Source organism: Paenibacillus lignilyticus (assembly GCF_017942085.1).
In the GTDB taxonomy this organism is placed as follows: domain Bacteria; phylum Bacillota; class Bacilli; order Paenibacillales; family Paenibacillaceae; genus Paenibacillus_Z; species Paenibacillus_Z lignilyticus.
Genome location: NZ_JAGKSP010000009.1, coordinates 61,770 through 83,687, shown reverse-complemented (window position 1 = coordinate 83,687; position 21,918 = coordinate 61,770). Strand labels below are relative to the sequence as shown.

General features: G+C 46.4%; 21 protein-coding genes. 14 read left to right on the top strand and 7 right to left on the bottom strand.

The window, feature by feature from the left end; genetic code table 11:
* Nucleotides 1-3: 3 nt before the first annotated feature.
* Both I8J30_RS20445 and I8J30_RS20440 read right to left on the bottom strand, forming a co-directional pair.
* A complete protein-coding gene (locus I8J30_RS20445; protein ID WP_240548231.1) occupies nucleotides 4-492 on the bottom strand; it encodes a YhjD family protein in 489 nt (162 codons plus the stop codon).
* The gene (locus I8J30_RS20440; protein WP_210661277.1) at nucleotides 489-1,754 is read right to left on the bottom strand and encodes a DNA polymerase IV; all 1,266 of its coding nucleotides are present in this window, start codon (nucleotides 1,752-1,754) and stop codon (nucleotides 489-491) included. Before I8J30_RS20440 ends, I8J30_RS20445 begins: the two co-directional genes overlap by 4 nt.
* A gap of 502 nt (nucleotides 1,755-2,256) precedes the next feature.
* On the opposite strand from I8J30_RS20440, the gene I8J30_RS20435 reads away from it, so the two are divergent.
* Both I8J30_RS20435 and I8J30_RS20430 read left to right on the top strand, forming a co-directional pair.
* On the top strand, nucleotides 2,257-2,418 hold the full coding sequence (locus I8J30_RS20435) for a hypothetical protein (RefSeq protein ID WP_210661275.1): 162 nt from the start codon (nucleotides 2,257-2,259) through the stop codon (nucleotides 2,416-2,418).
* Between the two features lie 59 nt (nucleotides 2,419-2,477).
* Nucleotides 2,478-2,879, top strand: a complete 402-nt coding sequence (locus I8J30_RS20430; RefSeq protein ID WP_210661273.1) for a DDE-type integrase/transposase/recombinase — start codon at nucleotides 2,478-2,480, stop codon at nucleotides 2,877-2,879.
* Between the two features lie 597 nt (nucleotides 2,880-3,476).
* Here I8J30_RS20430 and I8J30_RS20425 read toward each other — a convergent pair.
* On the bottom strand, nucleotides 3,477-4,358 hold the full coding sequence (locus I8J30_RS20425; protein ID WP_210661271.1) for a MerR family transcriptional regulator: 882 nt from the start codon (nucleotides 4,356-4,358) through the stop codon (nucleotides 3,477-3,479).
* Nucleotides 4,359-5,182: 824 nt separating this feature from the next.
* Between I8J30_RS20425 and I8J30_RS34295 the strand changes: the two genes are divergently transcribed.
* The 7 genes from I8J30_RS34295 to I8J30_RS20380 all read left to right on the top strand — a co-directional run bounded on the left by I8J30_RS34295 (nucleotide 5,183) and on the right by I8J30_RS20380 (nucleotide 12,968).
* Nucleotides 5,183-5,467: an EAL domain-containing protein gene (locus I8J30_RS34295; protein WP_420831240.1), complete on the top strand. Its 285-nt coding sequence runs from the start codon at nucleotides 5,183-5,185 to the stop codon at nucleotides 5,465-5,467.
* A 505-nt stretch (nucleotides 5,468-5,972) separates the two neighbouring features.
* A complete protein-coding gene (locus I8J30_RS20405; RefSeq protein WP_210661267.1) occupies nucleotides 5,973-6,842 on the top strand; it encodes a phytoene/squalene synthase family protein in 870 nt (289 codons plus the stop codon).
* A gap of 15 nt (nucleotides 6,843-6,857) precedes the next feature.
* Nucleotides 6,858-8,354, top strand: a complete 1,497-nt coding sequence (locus tag I8J30_RS20400) for a phytoene desaturase family protein (RefSeq protein ID WP_210661265.1) — start codon at nucleotides 6,858-6,860, stop codon at nucleotides 8,352-8,354.
* Complete coding sequence (locus I8J30_RS20395) at nucleotides 8,338-9,744, top strand: aldehyde dehydrogenase family protein (protein ID WP_338044907.1); 1,407 nt, start codon at nucleotides 8,338-8,340, stop codon at nucleotides 9,742-9,744. Before I8J30_RS20400 ends, I8J30_RS20395 begins: the two co-directional genes overlap by 17 nt.
* Nucleotides 9,745-9,776: 32 nt before the next feature.
* The gene (locus I8J30_RS20390) at nucleotides 9,777-10,283 is read left to right on the top strand and encodes a glycosyl-4,4'-diaponeurosporenoate acyltransferase CrtO family protein (RefSeq protein WP_210661261.1); all 507 of its coding nucleotides are present in this window, start codon (nucleotides 9,777-9,779) and stop codon (nucleotides 10,281-10,283) included.
* Nucleotides 10,280-11,806, top strand: a complete 1,527-nt coding sequence (locus I8J30_RS20385) for a phytoene desaturase family protein (RefSeq protein ID WP_210661259.1) — start codon at nucleotides 10,280-10,282, stop codon at nucleotides 11,804-11,806. The genes I8J30_RS20390 and I8J30_RS20385 overlap by 4 nt, the downstream gene beginning before the upstream one ends.
* Nucleotides 11,807-11,849: 43 nt before the next feature.
* Nucleotides 11,850-12,968, top strand: coding sequence for a glycosyltransferase family 2 protein (locus I8J30_RS20380; RefSeq protein WP_210661257.1), 1,119 nt, complete (start codon nucleotides 11,850-11,852; stop codon nucleotides 12,966-12,968).
* Nucleotides 12,969-13,103: 135 nt separating this feature from the next.
* Here the strand turns inward: I8J30_RS20380 and I8J30_RS20375 are convergent, their stop codons facing one another.
* The 3 genes from I8J30_RS20375 to I8J30_RS20365 all read right to left on the bottom strand — a co-directional run bounded on the left by I8J30_RS20375 (nucleotide 13,104) and on the right by I8J30_RS20365 (nucleotide 14,630).
* Complete coding sequence (locus I8J30_RS20375; protein ID WP_210661255.1) at nucleotides 13,104-13,517, bottom strand: organic hydroperoxide resistance protein; 414 nt, start codon at nucleotides 13,515-13,517, stop codon at nucleotides 13,104-13,106.
* A 42-nt stretch (nucleotides 13,518-13,559) separates the two neighbouring features.
* Nucleotides 13,560-13,859 carry a hypothetical protein gene (locus tag I8J30_RS20370; RefSeq protein WP_210661253.1) on the bottom strand — a complete coding sequence of 100 codons (300 nt, stop codon included), beginning with the start codon at nucleotides 13,857-13,859 and terminating at the stop codon, nucleotides 13,560-13,562.
* A gap of 171 nt (nucleotides 13,860-14,030) precedes the next feature.
* Nucleotides 14,031-14,630, bottom strand: a complete 600-nt coding sequence (locus I8J30_RS20365) for a TetR/AcrR family transcriptional regulator (RefSeq protein WP_210661251.1) — start codon at nucleotides 14,628-14,630, stop codon at nucleotides 14,031-14,033.
* Between the two features lie 144 nt (nucleotides 14,631-14,774).
* Between I8J30_RS20365 and I8J30_RS20360 the strand changes: the two genes are divergently transcribed.
* Both I8J30_RS20360 and I8J30_RS20355 read left to right on the top strand, forming a co-directional pair.
* Nucleotides 14,775-15,677: an ABC transporter ATP-binding protein gene (locus tag I8J30_RS20360; protein WP_210661249.1), complete on the top strand. Its 903-nt coding sequence runs from the start codon at nucleotides 14,775-14,777 to the stop codon at nucleotides 15,675-15,677.
* Nucleotides 15,670-16,452, top strand: a complete 783-nt coding sequence (locus I8J30_RS20355; RefSeq protein WP_210661247.1) for an ABC transporter permease — start codon at nucleotides 15,670-15,672, stop codon at nucleotides 16,450-16,452. Before I8J30_RS20360 ends, I8J30_RS20355 begins: the two co-directional genes overlap by 8 nt.
* Here I8J30_RS20355 and I8J30_RS20350 read toward each other — a convergent pair.
* Complete coding sequence (locus I8J30_RS20350) at nucleotides 16,427-17,191, bottom strand: TspO/MBR family protein (protein WP_210661245.1); 765 nt, start codon at nucleotides 17,189-17,191, stop codon at nucleotides 16,427-16,429. The genes I8J30_RS20355 and I8J30_RS20350 overlap by 26 nt on opposite strands.
* Before the next feature lie 1,032 nt (nucleotides 17,192-18,223).
* On the opposite strand from I8J30_RS20350, the gene I8J30_RS20345 reads away from it, so the two are divergent.
* The 3 genes from I8J30_RS20345 (at nucleotide 18,224) to I8J30_RS20335 (ending at nucleotide 21,910) form a co-directional block, all read left to right on the top strand.
* Complete coding sequence (locus I8J30_RS20345; protein ID WP_210661243.1) at nucleotides 18,224-19,192, top strand: ABC transporter permease; 969 nt, start codon at nucleotides 18,224-18,226, stop codon at nucleotides 19,190-19,192.
* A gap of 42 nt (nucleotides 19,193-19,234) precedes the next feature.
* Nucleotides 19,235-20,137 carry a carbohydrate ABC transporter permease gene (locus tag I8J30_RS20340; protein WP_210661241.1) on the top strand — a complete coding sequence of 301 codons (903 nt, stop codon included), beginning with the start codon at nucleotides 19,235-19,237 and terminating at the stop codon, nucleotides 20,135-20,137.
* 78 nt (nucleotides 20,138-20,215) lie between these two features.
* On the top strand, nucleotides 20,216-21,910 hold the full coding sequence (locus tag I8J30_RS20335; RefSeq protein ID WP_210661239.1) for an extracellular solute-binding protein: 1,695 nt from the start codon (nucleotides 20,216-20,218) through the stop codon (nucleotides 21,908-21,910).
* The last annotated feature ends 8 nt before the right edge of the window (nucleotides 21,911-21,918 follow it).

The following is a 21,918-nucleotide window of genomic DNA, read 5'->3' as shown; positions in this document are numbered from 1 at the left end:
CCGTTATTTCTTATGGATAAGCCCGCTGAAATGCTTCTCGAGCTGGGCGATATATTTTCCTAACCGTGTACTAATTTCAGACCTCACTAAAAACCTCATTAATGCGAATTTATGTTCATACCCTCGATAGTAAAATTTATAGTGTGCGGCATCGTCTACTCGTTCTTCCTCAATAACTTTAATGTGATGTTCCCTTAATTCTTTGCGAATTCCGGCCAAGTCGGCATGGATTGCGTTCAACAGTGTGTTCGCAGCTGCCGAATAAAGTGTCTTTAAGGAGTGGTTCGACCTCTCGATCTCGAGCCGATTGTTCTCAACCACCGTCATCATGATCGGTAAAAGTACGGAGTCACGTACCATTATCAGGATCTGCTGAGGGACCTTTTGGGATGCTCCCTTATCCGGGTCGTTAAGCTCGTTGAGCTGATCACGATGCTCGGGAGAAATAAACTTCGTGCCCCAACGGCCATTCCCCTCGAGAAATTTGCTCATTTATAGTGCCCTCCAATTTTTTGAGCTCGCTCACGCGCCTGCCCAGATTTAAGGAGCGATGCGGCGCTTAAAATGGCCGCCTCGCCGAACCGATCTTTGATTCTATCCTTGGTTGCGGCGAGTGCATGCTGTCTGGGTAAGTCCTCAAAAAGGTCCAGTTGGTACACGCTATTGTCTGTTAGCTGGGAAAGATCCACGGCAAGATGAGTCAGTGGATTACCGTCCCAGTGTGACATAAATAATTTCTGTGCGGCTGCCAGGATGTGATGCTCCAAGCAAGTGGAACTATCTAAAGTGGTTTGGCGGCTGAAGCCACTGGATTTAACCCCATTCGTTGTACCCGCGCTGACGGTGACTTTTCGCCCTTTATACTTGTGGTATCGGCTCGTGCGGCATACCTCGATCACGAGTTCGAGCAGGAGCGGCTCAATGTCATCTAAGGTTTGGTAAAGCACCCAAGGCAAAGCGCGGCCTCTTGTGACCGACTTCGGCTTGCCAAACGCGCCGGCTACGACAGGGCTGGGGTCAATGCCGCGCGCAGTCTGCCAGTAATAGATGGCCTTAATATCGCTCTGTTTGCCCATCCGTTGCTGCATCCGTCGTTTAAAGTCATGCAGCTCCATCCTGGCTAAATCGCCAATCGTGTTAATCCCCATACGTATAAAGTGCACGGTCATGCGAGAGGCGACCATAAACATGCTGCTGATGGGCAGCGGCCATAACTCGGTTTCCATATTTTCGTAATCCAGTGTAAAGATCCCGTCCGGCTGCTTTTTGGCAAAATTGTCCGTTGCTGTTTTCGCCAATATCTTGGTTGGCCCGCAGCCGATACGCGTCCAAACACCGGTTGAGAGCAGCACCTTATTCTGCATTTGATTCGCGATGTCGGTCGGAGGTCCGTAAAGCGAGACCGATCCGGTGACATCCAGAAACTGCTCGTCAATCGAGAACGGCTCAACAAGCGGCGTGAATGACTTGTATATCTCCGTAATGAGCAAGGATACGTTAATATACGTCTGCATCCTTGGCCGGATCACGACGAGCTGAGGGCACTTCCCAAGAGCTTCACCTAACCGCATGGCTGTGGAAACGCCGTAAGATTTCGCAAGCGGGCAAGCCGCTAGGACGATCCCCGATTTGCGACTTGGATCGGCGCCCACAACGATGGGCTTATTCGCATGCTCAGGGTGCGAAGCTTTCTCTACCGACGCATAAAAGCTTTGACAATCGGCCAACATGATGACCCGATCTTTAACCGGCATTTCGGATCACCGGCTCATGTGCCAAGATATTGTGAAGCTTAAATAGCCGTGGCCCACCTGATTCCAGGCAAGTCGCACGTACATGCGTAGGGGTAACGGATTGTATAAGGATTTGTCTCTTGGTTATCCGATCGTTCCTGTCCTGATAAATCATAACTACGGCCATCCCGATATATTTGCTGAGATTTGATTGTAATGATGGCATTCTTATTCGCCTCCATACGAACGTTTGTTCTTTATTATACTACAAACATATGTTCGGTATGCAAGGTATGTTTCTGGGATTTTTTAATTTCCTAAATTATTCTCTGTGTGACGTCATAATTTTTGAGAAGAGATTCAAAATTAATGAGAAAAAAACTTCAAAATTGGTGAGAAATCGGCGAAAGTGTATAATTATGCGTTATTATGTATATTTAAGCGGCTAATATGGACTCCGCTTTCCTAAAGGAGAAAAAACAAGAGGAAGCTATTAGGTGGTGGGCAGGAAGGCCAGTTTCATGTGCTGACTTTGTGTGAGATCGCAGATATTGCAAGGTCCAGCTACTACAAATGGTTGAAGAATACGCCTAGCACTCGTGAAATGGAAAACCGGCAGCTTGCCCAGGGCATGCTTGCCCTGGATGAAGAGGTTCGCGGCATCTATGGGGGTACCGTCGACTAACCCTCAGCCTGAGTAGGCGAACCAAGAGATCAATCAACCACAAGCGCATACAGCGTCTGATGAAAATAAAAGGAAGCCAGTCGGTCATCCGTAGAAAGAAAAAGAAATATGTCTACGCCCCTCCACAACAAATCGCCGAACATCTGCTAAACCGTGAATATCATGCAAAGGCAAGCAACGAGAAATTGCTGACCGATGTAACGGAGTTTAAGTATGGGAACGGTCAGAAAGCGTACGCCATAATAGATCTTCACGATAACGTCATTTTTTCCTATGAAGTGGGTCATGCTAACAACAATGAATTTGTATTCCGAACGATAGATTTGGCTTTAAATACAGCTTCGGGCAGCAAGCCATTGCTGCATAGTGACCAGGGATTTCAATACACCTCAACCACCTTCAAGCGATTGTATGAAGATAAATTAACGCAAAACTATTTTCCTAATGTGGCCATGAATTAAGGCAAAGCCTGGTTATTGGGATTTTGCGGTGTTCGTTCACGCGTTTAAAGCTGCTTTGAAAAACGGAATTAGGATTAAAGCGACACTGAGGGAAAATTCTAGTCCTTGGCATATCGGTACTCCGTCGATTCTTCATTCACACTCCGTATTTTTGGGTGAAGAACAGCTCGCACCCGATAAAGTATACATAGTAAGCAGTGTGGATGCTTCTAAGAAATTTAGCGACAAATGGAGCTGTAGGCATTTCTTGCCGCAAGCTTTGTTGTTGCACGTCCGCTATGGGTTTCACCGGTATGGAGAATCTCGAGTGGGAGATGTAAAGCACTTACCATTAACCGAGATCAAAGGTGTCCGCAACGAGGCAGAATCTGAAGAAAATATCCGACAAATTACATAACCCCATTTACAATCGGAGCGACGATCAATGAAGTCATTACCGCAATACCTTACTTTCATGAACATTAATTCATTGAGGAAACGACTTCTAGTATAACGGCAGGATGTGTGTCATCTCAAAGGTGAAAGTTCCGAAGACCCGTCAAGCATTAGAGTAATTAACGGGTCTATCCGTATGCGGTGAACCGAAAGTCTTTTCACCTAAGCGTGGTACCAATCTTCCCATTCATCAACAGACAGATAACGTATATTAGCTTTAACAGTACGCCTTTCTGCTCGATTGTCGAAAGCGGCTCCTCCTAAAAGGAAACGTAATCCAGAGTTTCTCTGTACCGCGGTTTGAATCCATTCCATAAGCTTGTCTACATAACGAGAATCTGTAACGGAAACCGCGATGAACGATACATTCTGCCTTTCTATTATCTCTTCCAACTCCTTAAAAGGAGTGTCAGGACCTAAGTACAGTACATTCGCCCCTTGTTTGCGCAAGAAAAGGCTGAATGACATGAGTCCGAGATGATGACGCTCTCCTTCAGGGCAAAAAGCTAACACGACCGGCAGACTCGGGTTAATAGGATATACCCTAAACAGTGCTGACAATCTCCGCAGTATTGTTTCCGAAGCGAAATGCTCCTGAACAACGGCGATTTTCCCCGCTTCCCACTCCGCTCCGACCCGGTAGAGAACGGGAACGATTAGGTGGCGAAACGTATCCTCAAAGTCATACAATGCAAATGCCAGATCTATTGTTTTATCCACTTGCTGGGAGTTGAAATCCATTAAATCGGTGTATAGCTTGTCCACCAAATTGTCGTACGATTGGCCTTTTAGTGGTTTTTTTTCTGTCTGTTCCGGAGGGACAGACTCGGTTTGCTGCAGCAGCTTCACCGCTTCGCTGATCTTCAAACCCTTCTTTTGAATTTGGTCTTTAAGAAAGTTGAGTTTGGTGAGATCCTCATCGCTTAGCAAACGATGTCCGCCGCTGCTACGGTTTGGGGAGATCACTCCATAACGGTTCTCCCAGGCACGGATTGTGACCACAGGGATGCCTAGAAGCTCCGATGCCCTCTTCATGCTATACATACTTCAATCCCTCCTTAATGTAATTATACATAATCGATACAAAATGAGGAGAGTTATAAGGCAAAAAATATTTGTTCGAAACATCTCTTGTCATTTTTGTATAGGTTTTGTATAATTATTTTCAAAACCTATACATAACCATAAAAAGGAAAAAGAATCCAAGCCGATCTGAGTAGACAGCCAAAGAGCAGTGGAGAGAAGTTCATCATCTGCCAGGAATCCGGAATGAAGGAGTTGTAATTTGACTTCAAGGCCCGAAGGTATTCAGCTTCTCAAATTAATACGCGATTTACCCGGACTTATGAGTAGGAGTAGCGCTTTGAAACAAACAGATAAAATTACGATAACGCTTAAAGAGTTCGAAGCCCGAGAGCTTGCAGATTTTTATCACGATCATCTGTATAATGAGAAGCTTCTTTTCGGCTAAAGGGACGACAAAGGAGGGAGATGTCCGAACTTCTCACGGTTCTTGAAACGCATTGCGTCGACAACTTAATAGACGAATAAAGGACGGTTAACCATTTTCAACCGATTGTAGACGTTGATGAGCGGATCTATGCCTTTGAAGCTTTAGCTAGATTCATAAGCGAAGATGGGGTCTTGCTGTATCTAAATCAAGTCTTCTCAACTGCGAAGGCACGAGGCCGGCTTTACGCCCTGGATAGGCTTTGCAGAATGAAAGCGGTCGAGGCGGCAGCGCCTCTTCGAGCGAAGACGTTTATTAATTTTATACCAACTTTTATTTATTCGCCCGAATATTGCTTGAAGTCTACAGTAGAATTAACGTCAAGATCGAATATTGAGCTGCGCTGTTCGTTTTTGAAGTGGTCCAAACCGAGGAAACAGAGGATTTGTCGCATTTGAAACGTATCCTGAATTTCTATAAGAGCAAAGGGTTTCAATATGCGCTTGACAATGTCGGCGAGGGCTTCAGTACGGCGGAAGTATTGACAGAACTCGAGCCTCATTATAAGAAGTTGGATCGGACATATGTTCTGGGCGTTGCAGAAGAAGATGAATTAAAACAGCGAACGGCCGAACTATTACTCGAAGCGGCTGGGTGCAGGAGGCACCTCTTGGAGCCAAGTAGAAAAACTGCGTTCCCGTGATCTGATGAATAGTTAGTTGGGCAGCGGAAACATTCGCAGAGTGGGGAATTCCGACTGGCGAGTGCATACAGGATGTACGTTCTGTATTACCTGACAACTACTTAATCGGGAGAGCGGCGACAATACGAACGGACTCTAGGCATCCAAAGCATTGGCACTGGGAGCGAATCTCGTCGGATTCGGACGCGGGTTGCTGGAGGCCGCTCATGAATCTGAGAAGAGACTGGAGTTTGTTTTAGAACAAGCTGAACTGGAGTTAAGAATCGCGATATTCGGAATTGGCGCTGCGAAGATCCCGGAGTTTAGGGAGACCAAACGCTTTATTCAGGCCGAATGAGATATAAAAACTCGAAAAAATATACATAATGGTGCCGTTACTTATTGACCGATGAGATAGCTCTTCTTCCTTTATAATCGTCTGAATAATGCGACACTTACTCGTAACACTTGCTTTACTGAACAGAAAGATTAAATTGAGTACCCCCAAGGTCAGGAGAGGGTCGTTATGGACACAGAGCAAATGCAAGCTGATTTTGCCTATTGTGAAACCATTATCAAAAAACATTCTAAAAGCTTTTATTACGCTTTTTCGCAGCTTCCGCCGGAAAAAGCCAATGCTGTCTACGCGATTTATGCTTTTTGCAGAACTGCAGACGAATGTGCAGATTCAAATCAACCACAAACGGAAAAGCTCGAGTCGCTAAAGCGATTAAAGGAAGAGCTCGATTTATTCAGGAATCGGGCGGAGATAGATCATCCTCTGTGGCGCTCGCTCAGAAGCGTTTTTACTGCCTATGAAATGGACATTCAACCATTCTACGATCAGTTAACGGGACAGTGGATGGATTTGAATTTTTCCGTTCCGAAAACCATGCATGAGCTTGAACGGTACAGTTATTATGTTGCAGGCTCGGTAGGTTTGATGCTATTACCAGTCCTGGCTTCCAAAGCTACTGCCGATTTGCGTCCATACGCGATTCATTTAGGCATCGCTATGCAAATAACGAATATCCTGCGGGACATTGGCGAAGATTTACATAGCAAGCAACGGATTTATTTGCCCGAAGAAGAAATGGAGCGCTTCCGATATACGCAGGCGGATTTACGTGATGGTCTCATTACGGAAAGTTTTATTCGATTGTGGGAAAGTCTAGCTAAACTTGCAGAATCCTTATACGACGATTTCAATACGAGCATAAATCTCTTTGACGCTGACAGCAGGCTGCCTCTTTCTTTGTCTGTAGGCGTGTACAGAAGCATATTGGATGCCGTAAGATGCAGCAATTATGATTGTTTCTCCAAGCGCAACTATGTATCGAAAGAAAAGATGACCAAGATCGGCGCTGACATTAGCAACTTCTCCCAAATTGTGTGAAAGGTGTTGTTTGAATTGTCAAATCAAAAAAGCGTATTGATTATCGGCGGGGGACTTGGCGGTCTGTCTGCTGCTATATCCCTCAGCCAAAGCGGCTATAGCGTTTCTTTATACGAACAGAACAATCATATAGGCGGCAAATTAAATCGGCTAGAGCAAGATGGCTTTGGCTTTGATCTCGGGCCATCCATACTGACGATGCCGCAAATCTTTGAAAAGCTATTTGCTGCAAGCGGCAAGAAGATGATAGATTACGTCCCGACTGTAAAATTGAACCATCAGTGGCGATCCTTTTTCCCGAATGGCAATATTGTGGATCTCTATGAAGATATTGAAGAGATGAAAGCGAAGAATACCTCATTGAATGAGAAGGATATGTTAGAGTACGGTAAGCTGCTCCAATACTCCAAAAAATTATACGAGATGACTGAACAAGGCTACTTCAAGCATGGCGCTGACAACACCAAAGATATCGCTCGATATAATGGCGCGCTTAATGCGCTCAAGAACTTCGATTTGTTTTCCACGGTACATAAGTCTATTGCCAAACGAATAAGCAACCCGGATCTGCGAGATATGCTCTCTTATTTCATCAAATACGTCGGTTCTTCTCCTTACGATGCGCCGGCTGTTCTGAACATGATGATCTATATGCAGCATGAGCAAGGCTTGTGGTACGTCCCTGGCGGGATGCACCTGCTCGCCGACGGCTTGGTGAAGCTTGCAGAGGAAATAGGCGTGTCGATTCATACGGGCAAACGTATTGTCGGGCTCGAGAAAAAGGATGGTCAAATCACCAGGGCCTTTTTGGAAGACGGGACAGAACTGTCTGCCGACTACTACATTTCCAATATGGAGGTCATCCCGTTCTACGAGCATTTGCTGCAGGAAGAAAAGCCTTTCATCCATAAACTAAAAAAGAAATATGAACCGGCTAGCTCGGGTCTTGTCATGCACCTCGGCGTGAAGAAAACATACCCGCAGCTAGCACATCACAATTTCTTCTTTGCTGAAAATATGAAGCGGCAAATGGATAAAATCTTTCACCGCCACGAGCTGCCGGACGACCCGATCATCTATCTGGTGAACGTCAACAAAACAGATCCCGGGCAGACAAGCGAAGGATATGAGAATCTAAAGGTCCTGCCTCATATCCCTTATATTCAGGATAAACCGCTTACTCAGCAGGACTACGATCGTTTTGCCGAATTGGTGCTGATGAAATTAGAAAGAATGGGTCTGGAGGGACTACGCGATAACATCGTGACCAAAGATGTATGGACCCCGGAAGATATTAAACGAATCTATGGATCCGACCGGGGTGCCATCTACGGTACATTATCCGATCGCAAGAAAAATAAAGGGTTTAAGCATCCGAAGCATAGCACGAGGTACGACAATCTTTACTTTGTCGGTGGAACGGTAAACCCGGGAGGCGGCATGCCTATGGTGACATTAAGCGGTCAGCAGGTACGGGATAAAATCGTGCAAAGGGATGCGAGCAATGGGTGATCAGGGGATTATAGCTCTGCGCGCCTTACTGGACATGCAACAGGAAGATATTCTCCGGCGCGCTGTCCCTACAGTGTTTGAGAGGAGAAACACGCTTCTGCGCTTGAAACAAATGCTGATTGACCATGAGGCGGAATTCATTAAAGCGCTTGTTTCCGATATGCGAAGACCTGCTTTTGAAGCATTTTCTTTCGAAATTGCACTTCTGTTGAATGAGATTGAGCATGTATGCGGGTCATTGAGGAAGTGGACCAAACCTCAGCGATCCTATCAATTCAAATTCGGCTACATAGAAGCGATTCGCGCAAAGAGAAGTCCCTACGGCAGTGTTCTTATCATCAGCCCATGGAATTATCCGCTGCAACTCGCATTGATGCCGGCCATCAGCGCGCTTGCAGCGGGAAACCGTTGCGTCATTAAACCCTCCGAGCATGCGGCAGCAACAAGCGAACTGCTGCAAAAGGTTGTCAGCCAAACGTTTCCGCCTGAAGTCCTGTCCGTTGTGACAGGGGATAGGCAAATTGCGAAATTATTGACGACCCTGCCATTTGATCTCATTTTTTTTACAGGGAGCGGGGAGACAGGAAAGGCCGTATCGCAGCAGGCTGCCATGCAGCTTATTCCCGTCATATTGGAACTCGGTGGCAAGAACGCTTGTATTTTGGATGAGACGGGTTTTTCGCCTGAAACTATTCGGGAAATCGTCTGGGGCAAATTTCTTAATGCAGGCCAGACCTGCATTGCGCCGGACACGCTATTCGTTCATGAAGCGATCTATAAAAGAACGTTATTGGAAATTGGTGCTGCGCTTGTCGAGTTTTACGGGGAATTTCCCAAGGATAGCAAGGACTATGCGAGCATTTCACATTACCGGCACTTTCAAAAACTACTGCATTTTATGGAGCAGGGCAAAGTTCGGCAAGGGGGTGCTTACGATGCGGATGAGTTATTCATCTCCCCAACCGTAATAACAGATATTCAACCAGGCAGCTCCATTCTGCGGGAGGAGATTTTTGGTCCTATTCTTCCCGTCATTCCCTATAGCAACCTGGAAGCCTTATTAGATCAAAAGATGATTCAGCGGGATGCACTGGTCGCTTATATTTTTAGCAAGAACGAGCAGCACATTAGTCTGATCCAAAAATACATGCGATCGACCACGGTCAGCATCAATCAAGTCATCCATCATGGCGCCAATCCCCGTATTGCGTTCGGCGGAGTTGGGCGCAGCGGACACGGCAGCTATCACGGCAAGGCGGGTTTTCTGGCTTTCGGATATGAGAAGACCGAGTACAACGCGTATCGTTACTTGCATGTATCCGATAAATTTCCGCCCTATACCGATCAGGATATGGCTATCGTGCGTAAGTTTAGAAAATGGCTGTTGTAAGGAAACAATAGAAATCACTAGGAGGATTCCGTGTGCCGCCATTATCGTTTCCTGTCTATTGGACCGTTAGCATCGACATATTCGCTTGGGCATTTTTTCATGTCATTGTTTCCGTCTTTTGCTTGAAGCTTCCTCTGGCGTATTTTCTGCAAGACAGTGTCTGGTTTCGGATCCTCGCATGGGAGAAATCGGGTAAGCTTTGGCAGCAGTTATTTCGCGTAAAAAGATGGAAAGGGCATCTGATAGACGGGACCGCGATTCTGAAAAAAGGGTATGGCAAGAAGAAATTGCATGGTACCGAAGCAAGCGACTTGGTCGTATTTGCTGCGGAAACGAAACGTGCGGAGCTGACCCACTGGCTGTCTATGGTGCCTGCACCGTTGTTTTTCTTATGGAACCCCGTATGGGCGGGTTGGGTCATGGTCCTGTATGCGGTGATGTTCAACTTGCCATTTATAATTGTGCAGAGATACAATCGCGGGCGCATCGATGCGATTACGGCAAGAACGAATAGAATGGGAGCGGGATTATTCACATGAGCAAGAAGGTTATTGTTATTGGCGCTGGCGTCGCCGGGCTTGCCAGCGCTATAAGACTGCAGCATGCGGGGTATCAGGTTGAAATCTTTGAGAAAGAAGCCTCGCCGGGCGGGAAAATGAACCGGATCGAGACGGGGGGGTTCAAGTTTGATTTGGGACCAACGATCGTCATGATGCCGGAGCTGTACAGGGAAATTTTCGAGCTTTGCGGCCGCAATCCGGATGATTACATTCCCATGGAGAGATTGGACCCGATGTACCGGGTTTATTACAGTGATATTCCAGACGAGCCTTTCGACATTTCCTCCGATCTTGCGGAACTGACAAAGACGATCGAAAAGATCAGCGAAGAGGATATGGAGGGCTTCTTTCTCTATCTGCACGAAATTTATAAACGCTTCATGGTCGCCAAACACAACATTATCCAAAGACCCTTCCGTAAATCCCGAGATTTCTATAACTTCTCCATGCTGAGGAAAGCCTTGAAACTGAAGACGTTCGACACGGCTGACCGGTTTATTAGCAAGTATATGAAGAATGAACGGCTAAAACAGATGATCATGTTTCAGACCTTGTATATTGGTATTTCACCTTTTAAAAGCCCGTCGTTTTACACCATGATCCCGATGATTCAATTTATGTATGGCGTATGGTTCATCAAGGGAGGTATGTATACCATGGCTCAGGCTATGGAAAAGCTGTTCAAAGAGCTGGGCGGGACAATTCACTATAACAAAAGTGTGCAGGAAATAGACATTCATAATCGCAGAGCGGCCGGCATCATCATAGACGGGGAGAGGGCTTCTGCGGATTTTGTAGTATGCAATGCAGATTTCCCATACGCCATGAAACATCTAGTCAAAGACAGGGTAACGAAAGGTAAATTTACGGATAAAAAGATTGATAAAATGAAATACTCGTGTTCTTGTTTTCTGCTCTATTTGGGCATGAACCGAAAATACGAGGAAATTGAGCATGTTCATAATTTTATTTTTACAGAGGATCTGAAAAAAAATCTGCATGATATTTTTGCAGGGAACAAACTGACCAATGGGTCGTTTTATGTTTATATCGCCTCCAAAATGGACCCTTCGCTTGCCCCCGAGGGTAAGGACGGTTTATACATTCTGATGCCGGTTTCCCATGTTGCCGCGGCTAATTATGAATGGAACGAGGAAACGATTCAGGATTACCGAACCTATATTCTAAACACATTAACGAACATACGCGGGTTTGAGAATATACAACAGGAAATCGTCACTGAAACTTGCATCACCCCGCGCGACTTCGAGTCAAAGTTCAATGCCTATAATGGTGCCACTTTCGGTCTGATGCCGATCTTGTCTCAGAGCAACCATATGCGACCGCAGAGCAAGGCGAAACATTGCGACAATCTGTACTTTACCGGCAGCAGCACGCATCCGGGTGCTGGTGTTCCAATAGTGCTGTTATCGGCTAGAATTACCGCACAGGAACTGATGCAGGATGATCAAGGGATTGTATTCGATTATACCGGGAAGTGAAGCAGCATGAATGCAATTCATTTACCTTGAGGAGGAAATTGCTATGACCGTTTCAGTAGAGATCAATCTTATCGTTGGTTCACTGGCTCTTCTAGTGGGGATTTTCATGTTCTGGACGTTACCCATTATAAAGACAATAGAGAAAAACGGTCAATTGTTCCCGCTGCTATCCATCATAATTCCTGCCCGAAACGAGGCAGATCGGATTTCCCCGTTGCTGCGTTCATTGCAAGAGCAGCATTACCAGTCATTCGAGGTTCTTGTTGTTGACGATCATTCGACAGATCAGACCGCGGAAATCGCCAAAAGTTACGGAGCCAAGGTTCTGCAGAACAAAGCGGTAGAATCTGGATCAGGGAAATCTACGGCCTGTTGGCACGGAGCTCAGCACGCGAAAGGGCAATGGCTTCTGTTCTTGGATGCAGATACTTCTTTCACGAATGCTGACAGCCTGTTCAAGATTTTGGGATTCTATCATCGAAAAGGCGCTAGGGGGATTTTATCCCTACAGCCCCATCATACCGTGCATAAATTATATGAGAATCTATCTGCCATTTTTAACGTAATTGTGATTGTCGGCATGAATGTATTTACAATCTGGGGGCCAGCTTTTAAAGCGGCAGGCTCTTTTGGTCCGTGCATCGTGTGCAATAAAAAGGATTATTTCTTGACAGGGGGGCATCACAAAATCCTGAGCGCAGTGATGGATGATCTGGCACTGGGGCAGGCCTTCATGGATAATAACCTTCCTGTCTACTGTATGGGGGGGAGAGGTATAATCGATTTTCGCATGTACCCGGAAGGTTTGCGCAGTCTTGTCGAAGGATGGTGCAAAAGCTTTGCCGTCGGTTCAAAATCCACCCATCCGGTCGTAATGGCAATGACCATCCTTTGGATTACCGGCGGTTTTATGAGTACTGCAGCCCTCATTTCCTCCATTACGGGCTTCAATTCAGGTGCCATGGTGCTCAGTGGTCTGTTGTACGCGGCGTATGCTTTACAGATGATGCGATTTGCACACAGATGCGGCAATTTCAATCGATGGATATTTTTAATTTATCCGTTATTGTTTTTATTTTTCTCGACCATACACCTATATTCCCTATTCCGGGCACATGTTCTGCATTCGGTAAGCTGGAAGGGCCGTAAAATCGATGTGTAATGCCGCTCGCTTTCTTATCCATGTAATGAAGAATGCAACCTAAATCAGAAATGAAAGGCACCCGTACCTGTTCGGCCGAATGCCTTTGTTATTCGTCGATGTGCAATGTGCAGCGCATCTGTTATCTCGATGTTTTTACACCACGTTTAATTGAACGTCAATATTACCGCGAGTCGCTCTGGAATACGGACATACATCATGAGCTGCTTTGGCGAGTTCCAGAGCAGTATTTTGGTCCACACCAGCCAAGGCGATGTCAAGATTGACCGCAAGTTTGAAATGGTCTGTTTCATCTTTGCCCAGTGTTACGTGCGCTGTCACCTCTGTACGGTCGGGGTTCACATTCCGCTCCCGACACACTACATTCAGCGCACTCTCGAAGCATGCCGCGTATCCGCCCGCAAACAGCTGCTCGGGATTGGTTGCCCCTCCAGGTCCTCCGAGCTCCTTCGGATGTACTACATTCAGGAGCAGCATGCCATCGCTCGACTCCAGCCTGCCGTTCCTGCCCCCAATCGCTTTAACACTTGTGGAATAAAGCTCCTTCATTGTTCCAAATTCCTCCTGAAATTGCTGAATAATGTTGCTTAATTATAGGTTACCCTTATTTGAGAATATGGAATCGATTTTGGTGAAATCCCAGGCATAGGAGGACGATCCCGGATTCAATACCCACCCTCCAGAGCCTCCAGAGCTATAGCCCGGATAGCCGGAACGGGATTCCGCCATTTGATCAGCCCGATGGTAATGGAGAATGCCGTTGTTCATGAAAGCGACATTCGTTTTGTAGTTGGCGTCTGCAGCGATGGAAGAGCCTTCGAATGCTTTATAAATATTCATGCCATAGCTCAGATTGCCGGCGCTCTTGCCGGTGGAGCTGCTCCAGTTCAAGCTCCCGGATACCGATGCTGCGAATGCGGTCGAGGGGACGAAGACGACGGACAACAATAAGGTGAGCGACAGACATAGTGAAACGGCCCTTCACCATAATCGTTAAAACGGCACGATGGACATACGATTGGTTCTCTCTGAATAAGGAGATCTAGAATTGTTATGGTTTCTTTACATTGTTTGAGCATTTGACTTCAACAATATGATCTTTTTCAGTACGCCTTCATTCATAAGTTCGTTCATTAGCACAAATAGTTGATCTAATGTTGGTCTGGCTTGTTGACTGAACCAATAGTTGAGAATGCCGATCATTGCGTTTAATGTAAATTCTATCGTGTAGTCCAGTTCGTATCCGGGTGTGATACCCTCTGCCATTAATTTAGCTTGCAGCAGCGGCTTGAAACTGGCTTTGACTTTACTTAGAAATGCAGGATCGCCTTGATCACCGAGTAGCACGATGAAATAGTCCCCCAACTCCTCGAATAGCTGAAATAATATACCAACTGGTATGGAGATATCCATAGGCGGTACAGGCGTAAGAGTAGGCGGTATCATTAGGTGCTGCAGTCTGGCAAGCAAATTGTTCTCAATTTGTTCTAATACGTCATACACATCCTTAAAATACTCGTAAAATGTGCCCCGATTGTACCCCGCTCTGGTTGTAATCTCCTTAATTGATATCTTCTCAATGCGTTTCGTGCAGTATAGTGTCCAGAACGCATCCGTTAAATTTTGTTTCGTTTGCAACGTGAGTTGCAGCTGCTTCTTCATGTTAATTCCGTTCCTTTCACATGTAGTTATCCGACATTTCAACTAAGACTGTTGGTTGAAGCAGATGAAGGACTCCTTTACACTTTAATCATACGACAAGTTGTTGGATGATTAAAGCTGTTAGCCTGGAAGGGGAATAAAACGATGAGCATCATTCAAGTAGAGGGCATTACGAAAAAGTTTAATGGAGAGAAGGGGATATTCGATCTCTCTTTTGGCATTAATCGGGGAGAAGTGTTCGGATTTATCGGTCCGAACGGAGCAGGGAAGACGACTACCATCCGCCATCTGCTTGGCTTTATGAAACCGCAGAGCGGAAGGACATCCATTCTCGATTTAGATTGCTGGAGCCAATCGAAAGAAGTTCAGAAGCAACTTGGTTATTTGCCGGCGGAAATCGCTTTTCCGGAGAAAATGACGGGCATGCAGCTGATTCGGTATCTAGCCAATATGCGGAAGCTTGGCAATCTAACGAAAGCGGAAGAACTAATTCATCGCTTCCAGCTTGATCCATCGGGACCGATTATCCGTATGTCAAAGGGGACTAAGCAAAAGATAGGAATCATCTGCGCGTTTATGCATGATCCGGAGGTTCTGATTCTAGATGAGCCGACGAGTGGTTTGGATCCAATCATGCAATCTGCTTTTGCTGATCTAATTCGGGAGGAAAAGCGACAAGGCAGGAGCATTCTGATGTCCTTCCATATGTTTGAGGAGATTGAGGGGACTTGTGATCGCATTGGCATGATCAAGCAAGGCAGAATGGTTTCGATCGTGCAAACGGAAGAGATTAGAAACAGCTCCAAACGGACATATGCCATCGAATTTACCCATCTAGCAGAACTGGAATCAATCATTCATAAACCATTTGTTGTGAAGGAAATCAATGCAGATCAAAGGCGTTTAATCATTGAGATTGATGATGCACGAATGAATGAGCTTCTTCATGAGTTGTCCACTCGGAGCATAAAGTCGTTTCGTGAAATTCAGTCCTCGCTTGAAGAATATTTCATGAGCTGCTACAAAGGAGAGTATCATCATGTTTAATCGCACGTTGTTCTTGCAAATTGTCGCCTCGAACCGCAAGTTGTTCTTTACCATTACAGGAGTCTTGAGCGTCTTAATTTCAATTATTATGAGTGTATTCGTTCCGTCAACTATTCAGCAGATTGCACAGGCAAACAAAGGAGCAGGGGTAAACCCGCTGGGTGACGTTTCATCGCTGCTTGCATTTGTGGCCAATCAATATTATGGGATGTTTGCTGTGATCTTGGGCATAGTTTATGCCATTGTGCTTGGTAATAAGCTGATTGCAGGGCAGGTAGATCGAGGCAGTATGGCAACCCATCTCTCTACGCCGATTTCGCGAACGGAGCTGACCTTTACGAGTGCGATCTACCTGCTTGCCTCACTGGCAGTAATGTATGCGTTCGTCTTTGGAATTGGCTGCGGTGCGGCAGAAATTACGCAAGCAGGAGAGCTGGATATGATAAAATTTCTTAAGTTGACCATTGGATTTTTCCTGCTACAATCGGCTATCGGCGGGATTACCTTTGCCGCTTCATGCGTGTTTAATCGTTCTTCTCACTCCCTTGCTGTCGGAGCTGGACTGCCCATCTTCTTCTTCGTTGCAAAAATGCTTTCTGGGATGAGCAATCGCCTTGAAGAATTCAAGAATGTATCTTTGGTCACATTGTATCGTTCAGAGGCTATTATCGGCAATGGACACTATGTTGGGGGACTAATCGTCCTCACTGGAATAAGTATAGGGTTATATTCTGCTGGCGTAATAGTTTTTAAGAGAAAGGATCTTCCTCTTTGATAGGTAGAACTCTGTAAAGCGTTCTAATAAAGAGCAGTAGAGCGAGGAAGTAGGCTGTATAAGCAATTACAAGGTGAGAATCATTGCTCACTCCGATTGCAATAAAAGCCCAGATGAAGACGGTTACTACTGCCTGGTCATTGTATCTAATGCCCATCCATGAAGCAAGCATAGCAGCGATAATTAACATGAAGATCGTCCATGCTTCATCGGAAATACCGAAACGATTCCAGTGGAAGGCATATAGCGCAACGGCGACGTTGACAATAGTTGCGACGCAAATCCACCCCAAATATAAGCTGAAGGGTAAGAAAACGAATATGCGATCCGCCAGCGCAAAAGGTCTTTTGGAGAATGAACGGATTCTCGTGTATAGAATTATAAGAGTGAACAAGAGTGAAAACATAATGATGACGCTCGCCGTCAATTTTTCTAGATGAAAGGCTGCCAGCCACCAGACGTTGAATATACAACTTAACATAAAGTATAGGCTGCAAGCTTGTACGGACCGGCTCTGTGAACCTTCCTTCGTAAAAGTGTACACCACAAATCCGATCAATAGAGCGTAAATGACAGTCCAAATACCGAAAGCATAGCCTGCGGGCTGAATGAGCACGGGATACTGAGCGGCGATTTGACCCGTTGTTTTGCCTCCTAGCGGCAGCTTCTCAAACCAATAATTGAGGACAAGTACGAGTGCGAGATCTATTGCATTAATAAACGGAAGTACTGAACGCATGTGCAACCTCCCTCAATCTTCATTAGTAATAGAATATACCGTACTTGTCCCAAAAATGTTTAAATGTTGTCACGATCCGAGCAATGGGCAACGAGACTATAATCTTCCGATGTTGAAGCAAACAAAGGACTTTCATCCCACCCTATTGTGTGGAGAATGAAAGTCCAATATTAATTTTCCTGTTTTTGTATCTTTCAGCACTTACATTTAGTGCATTCTGGCTTTCTCAAGGACATGGAAATTATTAGCTCTATTTGAAAGATTTTGGACCTTAAGCTGAAATCATTCGCGATCGTCATCAGAAATACTCACAAGCTGAGGGAGATTCACACACCTACCCACCCTTTTGTCTACTTTCTAAATACAAGAACCCAGCGTGGGCCAAAGGATGGCTCAAATGGGAGAGATTAAGCTGCCCCAGCATATTTGAAAACCCAGAAATAGTGGGAATTGACAAAGATGGCTCTAATAAACCTGACTAAAAGTAGAGCCAGTGAATTGCCGATAGTGCTCGTAGCTCCAGGACCAGTATTCGGAAATATTTTTCGATGAACTGCAGATACAAGTATCTAAACTAGTTGGATCGTATAAATTTGATCTGGAAAGTTGGACAGCTAACAAGCAGTTGCGATTGGAAGACCAGCGAGAATCACTAAAACTATGATTGTTACGACCGAAAAACGGGATTTATGAGAGTGTCGAAAACTACGAGAATTCGGAATTCGATATTACGCAACTCTCTCAGGAGGAAATCGCCGCTAATTGCGGGTTCGCGAACGTGCACAACTTTTCTAAAATGTACAAACAGAAAAACGGATTCCCTTCCGGAGATATTCGATACAATTCGTCAGCTGGATCTGGTTAAATCAACCTTATTTCGAGATGTATCGAAGTAAGGTTTTTGTTTATATCGGTGACACTACGATCGTTGCAAAATGACATTTTTAGTTGTATGCCTCAATTGAGGGCTCCCGCCATGGTGCGGTACGATAGTATTATCTTAGGAGCGCTTCCGCAGCAAGGAGGAATACGATGCAGCCAACCATTCAGCAAGCAAATAAGAAAGCGATTACAGGAGAGCGGGAGTCGTTATGGAAACGGTTCAGAGGGCAATGGGACATCCAATTGATGATTATTCCGGGACTGGTGCTTGTATTCGTCTTCAGCTACATTCCGATGTATGGCATTATCATTGCTTTTCAGGATTACAACATTTTTAAGGGCGCATTCCAGAGCGACTGGGTCGGCATCAAGCATTTTCGGATGTTCTTCGAGTCGCCGGATTTCTGGAAAATTATGCGCAATACGATCGTCATCAGTCTTCTCAAGCTGCTGTTCAGCTTCCCTGCGCCGATCGCTTTGGCACTGATGCTGAATGAGGTTGGACGGGCCTACTTCAAGCGTGTGATGCAAACGATCAGCTATTTGCCGCATTTTCTTTCGTGGGTCATCGTAAGCGGCTTCGTCATCTCGATGTTATCGACGGAGAACGGCAGCATTAATATGCTGCTGGAGAAGCTGGGCTTGATCGACGAGCCGGTGAATTGGATGACGAAGCCGGAATACTTCTGGTCCATTCTGATCGCCTCGAACGTCTGGAAGGAAATCGGATTTGCTTCGATTGTCTATTTGGCGGCCATCGCCGGAATAGATCCTCACCTCTATGAGTCGGCCGCGATGGACGGGGCCGGGAGAATCCGGCAAATGATCTCAATCACGATTCCATCGATCATGCCGGTTATTCTAATCTTCCTGATCCTTGCAATCGGCAATCTGATGAGTGCCGGGTTCGAGGATATCCTGATGCTGACGAACAACGGCAGCAACGCGATACTGCTGGATGTCGGAGAGGTCATCGATACGTATGTCTTTCGTATGGGCTTGCAGAATGAACGCTACTCCTTCGCCGCTGCGGTTGGGTTGTTCAAGGCGGTATTCAGCGTCGGGCTGCTTGTAGGCGCCAACATGCTGGCACGCCGTGCCGGACACAGCCTGTGGTAGTCCGCGGTCAGTCACAAACTAGGGGAGAGCGGTGGTAATCGAATGAGAGCGGGAATAGGCGAAAAGCTTTTGATGACGGCAATCTATGGCTTTCTGATCGGACTTGGTTTCGTAACGCTGTACCCATTCTGGAATTCCTTCGTCATTTCGTTGAATGCAGGCGCGGATACAGCTTTCGGCGGTATCACTTTCTGGCCGCGAGCGTTCACGCTTGACAATTACGTTGTCGTACTAAAGGATGGCAGGTTTATGAACGGCTTCCTGATTGCGGTGCTGAGGGTCCTTGTCGGTACAGTGCTATCGATCTTCTTCACGGCTATGCTAGCCTACGGCATGTCGAGACGACAAGTCGTGTTCAAGAAGTATTACATGATTTTCTTCATTATTACGATGTTTTTTAGCGGGGGTTTAATTCCGTTCTACATGGTTGTTCGCGAGCTGGGCATGCTGAACACCTTCTGGGTCATGGTTGTACCAGGCATCATCAGCGTGTGGAACATGATCATCTTCCGCACGTTCTTCCAAGAGCTGCCGGACGGCTTGGAGGAATCTGCAAAGATCGATGGCTGCACGAATTTCGGCATTTTCTTCCGTATCGTATTCCCGGTTTCGGGGCCGGTGTTTGCTACCCTGTCATTGTTCACGGCCGTTTATCATTGGAACGACTGGTTTAACCCGGCGATCTTCATCAATAACAGTCATCTGCTTCCGGTCTCTGCGGTGCTGCAGCAGATCTTGAATTCGAATTTGGCACAGGAGATGATTGCCCAATCGACGGGCGGTAATGCCGCCGCGCTGGACGCTCTGACCCGTGCTCGCACCGTCACCAATAAATCGCTCAGCATGGCTACGATGGTTGTGGCGACAATCCCGATCATCGCGGTGTATCCGTTCCTACAGAAATATTTCGTGAAAGGCGTGCTTGTTGGCTCCCTGAAAGGGTAATGACATCGGTGATCCGGCCTTACTCGGCCCTCACATAGCAGCATAAGTAATCCGTTAATAGAAGAAAGGGGTTAGGACATGAAAACTAAAAAGACTGCACTCATTCTGCTTGCAATCACCATGATGCTCAGCCTGATACTCGCTGGTTGCAGCAAAGACAACGGCAATAACACCCAACCGCCTGCCTCATCCGAGACAGACCAAGATGCCGGAGGAAACAAAGAAGGCAACGAAGTTAGTAAGGGAGACGATGCTGCGAGTTCTGCCGACTTCAAGTTCGGAAGCGAGCCTGTGGACTTCTCCTTCTACGCTCACTACGACTGGTGGACAACCGAGCCTTGGGGCAACGATGTAACGAGTAAATGGGTTAAGGAGAATCTGAAGGTTAACGTAACGCCAATCCAATCCGGCGGTACGGCTAAGCAGAAGCTGAGTACCATGCTTGCGTCCGACGATTTGCCCGATGTTATCATCATGGACCGGAATGCGGAGGTCGAGAAGTTGCGCGCGGCAGGAAAGCTTGTTGCCTTCGACGACTATCTTGACAAATATCCAAACCTAAAGAAGTGGGCAGGCGACAAAACGTTGAATATGCTCCGCTCCCCGGATGGTAAGCTGTATCAGTTCCCGAACTGGTATACATCCCGTCCAAACGGCAACGCCGGCTATCTGATAAACAAAAATATCTACAATGAGCTCGGCTCGCCTAAACTTGAAACATTCGATGATCTCTACGCTTACCTGAGGTTGGTTAAGGAGAAATACCCAGATGTCGTGCCGTTCGAGACCGACATTGACGGTCAAGGGGTACATATCTTCACATCAGGCATGGAGAATGGCTTCTCGCCTTCTTATATCGGTGTAAGAGGCGTTCCGAATGGCGATAAGCTTGAATCGGTATACGCGCACCCAGCCTTCATTGAAGCGGTGAAATTTGCAAGTAGGCTGTACCGCGAGAAGCTAATGACGCAGGATGCCATGACGCAGAAGAAAGAGCAAGTGAACGAGAAGATGAAGAACGGCCGCGTCGCCGTCTATCTCTCTTACTCTTCGATGGAACCTTCCATGTCCGAAGGCAATACGCTGCTGAAGCAGCAGGATCCAAACGGCGGCTATGAAATGATCTGGCCGTTGCATAAGGATGGCGTCGATAAGAACCAAGTATTTCCGAACACATTCAATTCGCTGGGATGGAACGTCAACGTAATTACGACAGCCGCCAAAAATCCGGAAGGTATCTTCGCTTACCTCGATTGGATGACCGGCGAAGAAGGCCAATCCGTCATGATGTTCGGTCCTCCGGGACGTTACTGGGATACACGCGACGACAAAGGCGCTCCGATCCCGAACGATAAGTGGAAGAACACGCCTCAAGCCGAGAAAGACAAAGATAAGATGGGCATATTCAACTGGGTCGGCAACACGACGTTCGTCGATACGACGAAAACCGAAATCGAAATGGCTTTACCGCCGGAGAAACAGAACTGGGCTTCCGTACAACAGAACAACGTTTCATGGAAGACATCTCAGGATACGACCGCTTTCGTTAACCTGGATCCTCCGACGGACTCCGAAGAAGGCATCGCAGCAACGGCAATCGAAGACTTATTCAAGAAATATTTTGCTAAAGCGATCTTTGCCGGAAGCGATGCCGAGGTTGATACGATTCTGAAGGAGCTTAACGACAATGCCATGGAGTTGGGCCTTGAAAAGCTGTTGGCTTACAAGACGGAACAATGGCAGGCGAACCTTCAGAAGATGAACGGTCAATAAGCTAGATT

Bases quoted from the DNA above. Each gene is read 5' to 3' on its own strand.
- I8J30_RS20430 (WP_210661273.1), top strand. From the start codon at position 2,478: ATGAAAATAAAAGGAAGCCAGTCGGTCATCCGTAGAAAGAAAAAGAAA.
- I8J30_RS20355 (WP_210661247.1), top strand. From the start codon at position 15,670: ATGTTTAATCGCACGTTGTTCTTGCAAATTGTCGCCTCGAACCGCAAG.
- I8J30_RS20445 (WP_240548231.1), bottom strand. From the start codon at position 492: ATGAGCAAATTTCTCGAGGGGAATGGCCGTTGGGGCACGAAGTTTATT.
- I8J30_RS20360 (WP_210661249.1), top strand. From the start codon at position 14,775: ATGAGCATCATTCAAGTAGAGGGCATTACGAAAAAGTTTAATGGAGAG.
- I8J30_RS20340 (WP_210661241.1), top strand. From the start codon at position 19,235: ATGAGAGCGGGAATAGGCGAAAAGCTTTTGATGACGGCAATCTATGGC.
- I8J30_RS20380 (WP_210661257.1), top strand. From the start codon at position 11,850: ATGACCGTTTCAGTAGAGATCAATCTTATCGTTGGTTCACTGGCTCTT.
- I8J30_RS20385 (WP_210661259.1), top strand. From the start codon at position 10,280: ATGAGCAAGAAGGTTATTGTTATTGGCGCTGGCGTCGCCGGGCTTGCC.
- I8J30_RS20350 (WP_210661245.1), bottom strand. From the start codon at position 17,191: ATGCGTTCAGTACTTCCGTTTATTAATGCAATAGATCTCGCACTCGTA.
- I8J30_RS20440 (WP_210661277.1), bottom strand. From the start codon at position 1,754: ATGCCGGTTAAAGATCGGGTCATCATGTTGGCCGATTGTCAAAGCTTT.
- I8J30_RS20395 (WP_338044907.1), top strand. From the start codon at position 8,338: ATGCGAGCAATGGGTGATCAGGGGATTATAGCTCTGCGCGCCTTACTG.
- I8J30_RS20365 (WP_210661251.1), bottom strand. From the start codon at position 14,630: ATGAAGAAGCAGCTGCAACTCACGTTGCAAACGAAACAAAATTTAACG.
- I8J30_RS20345 (WP_210661243.1), top strand. From the start codon at position 18,224: ATGCAGCCAACCATTCAGCAAGCAAATAAGAAAGCGATTACAGGAGAG.
- I8J30_RS20375 (WP_210661255.1), bottom strand. From the start codon at position 13,517: ATGAAGGAGCTTTATTCCACAAGTGTTAAAGCGATTGGGGGCAGGAAC.
- I8J30_RS20405 (WP_210661267.1), top strand. From the start codon at position 5,973: ATGGACACAGAGCAAATGCAAGCTGATTTTGCCTATTGTGAAACCATT.
- I8J30_RS20335 (WP_210661239.1), top strand. From the start codon at position 20,216: ATGAAAACTAAAAAGACTGCACTCATTCTGCTTGCAATCACCATGATG.
- I8J30_RS20425 (WP_210661271.1), bottom strand. From the start codon at position 4,358: ATGTATAGCATGAAGAGGGCATCGGAGCTTCTAGGCATCCCTGTGGTC.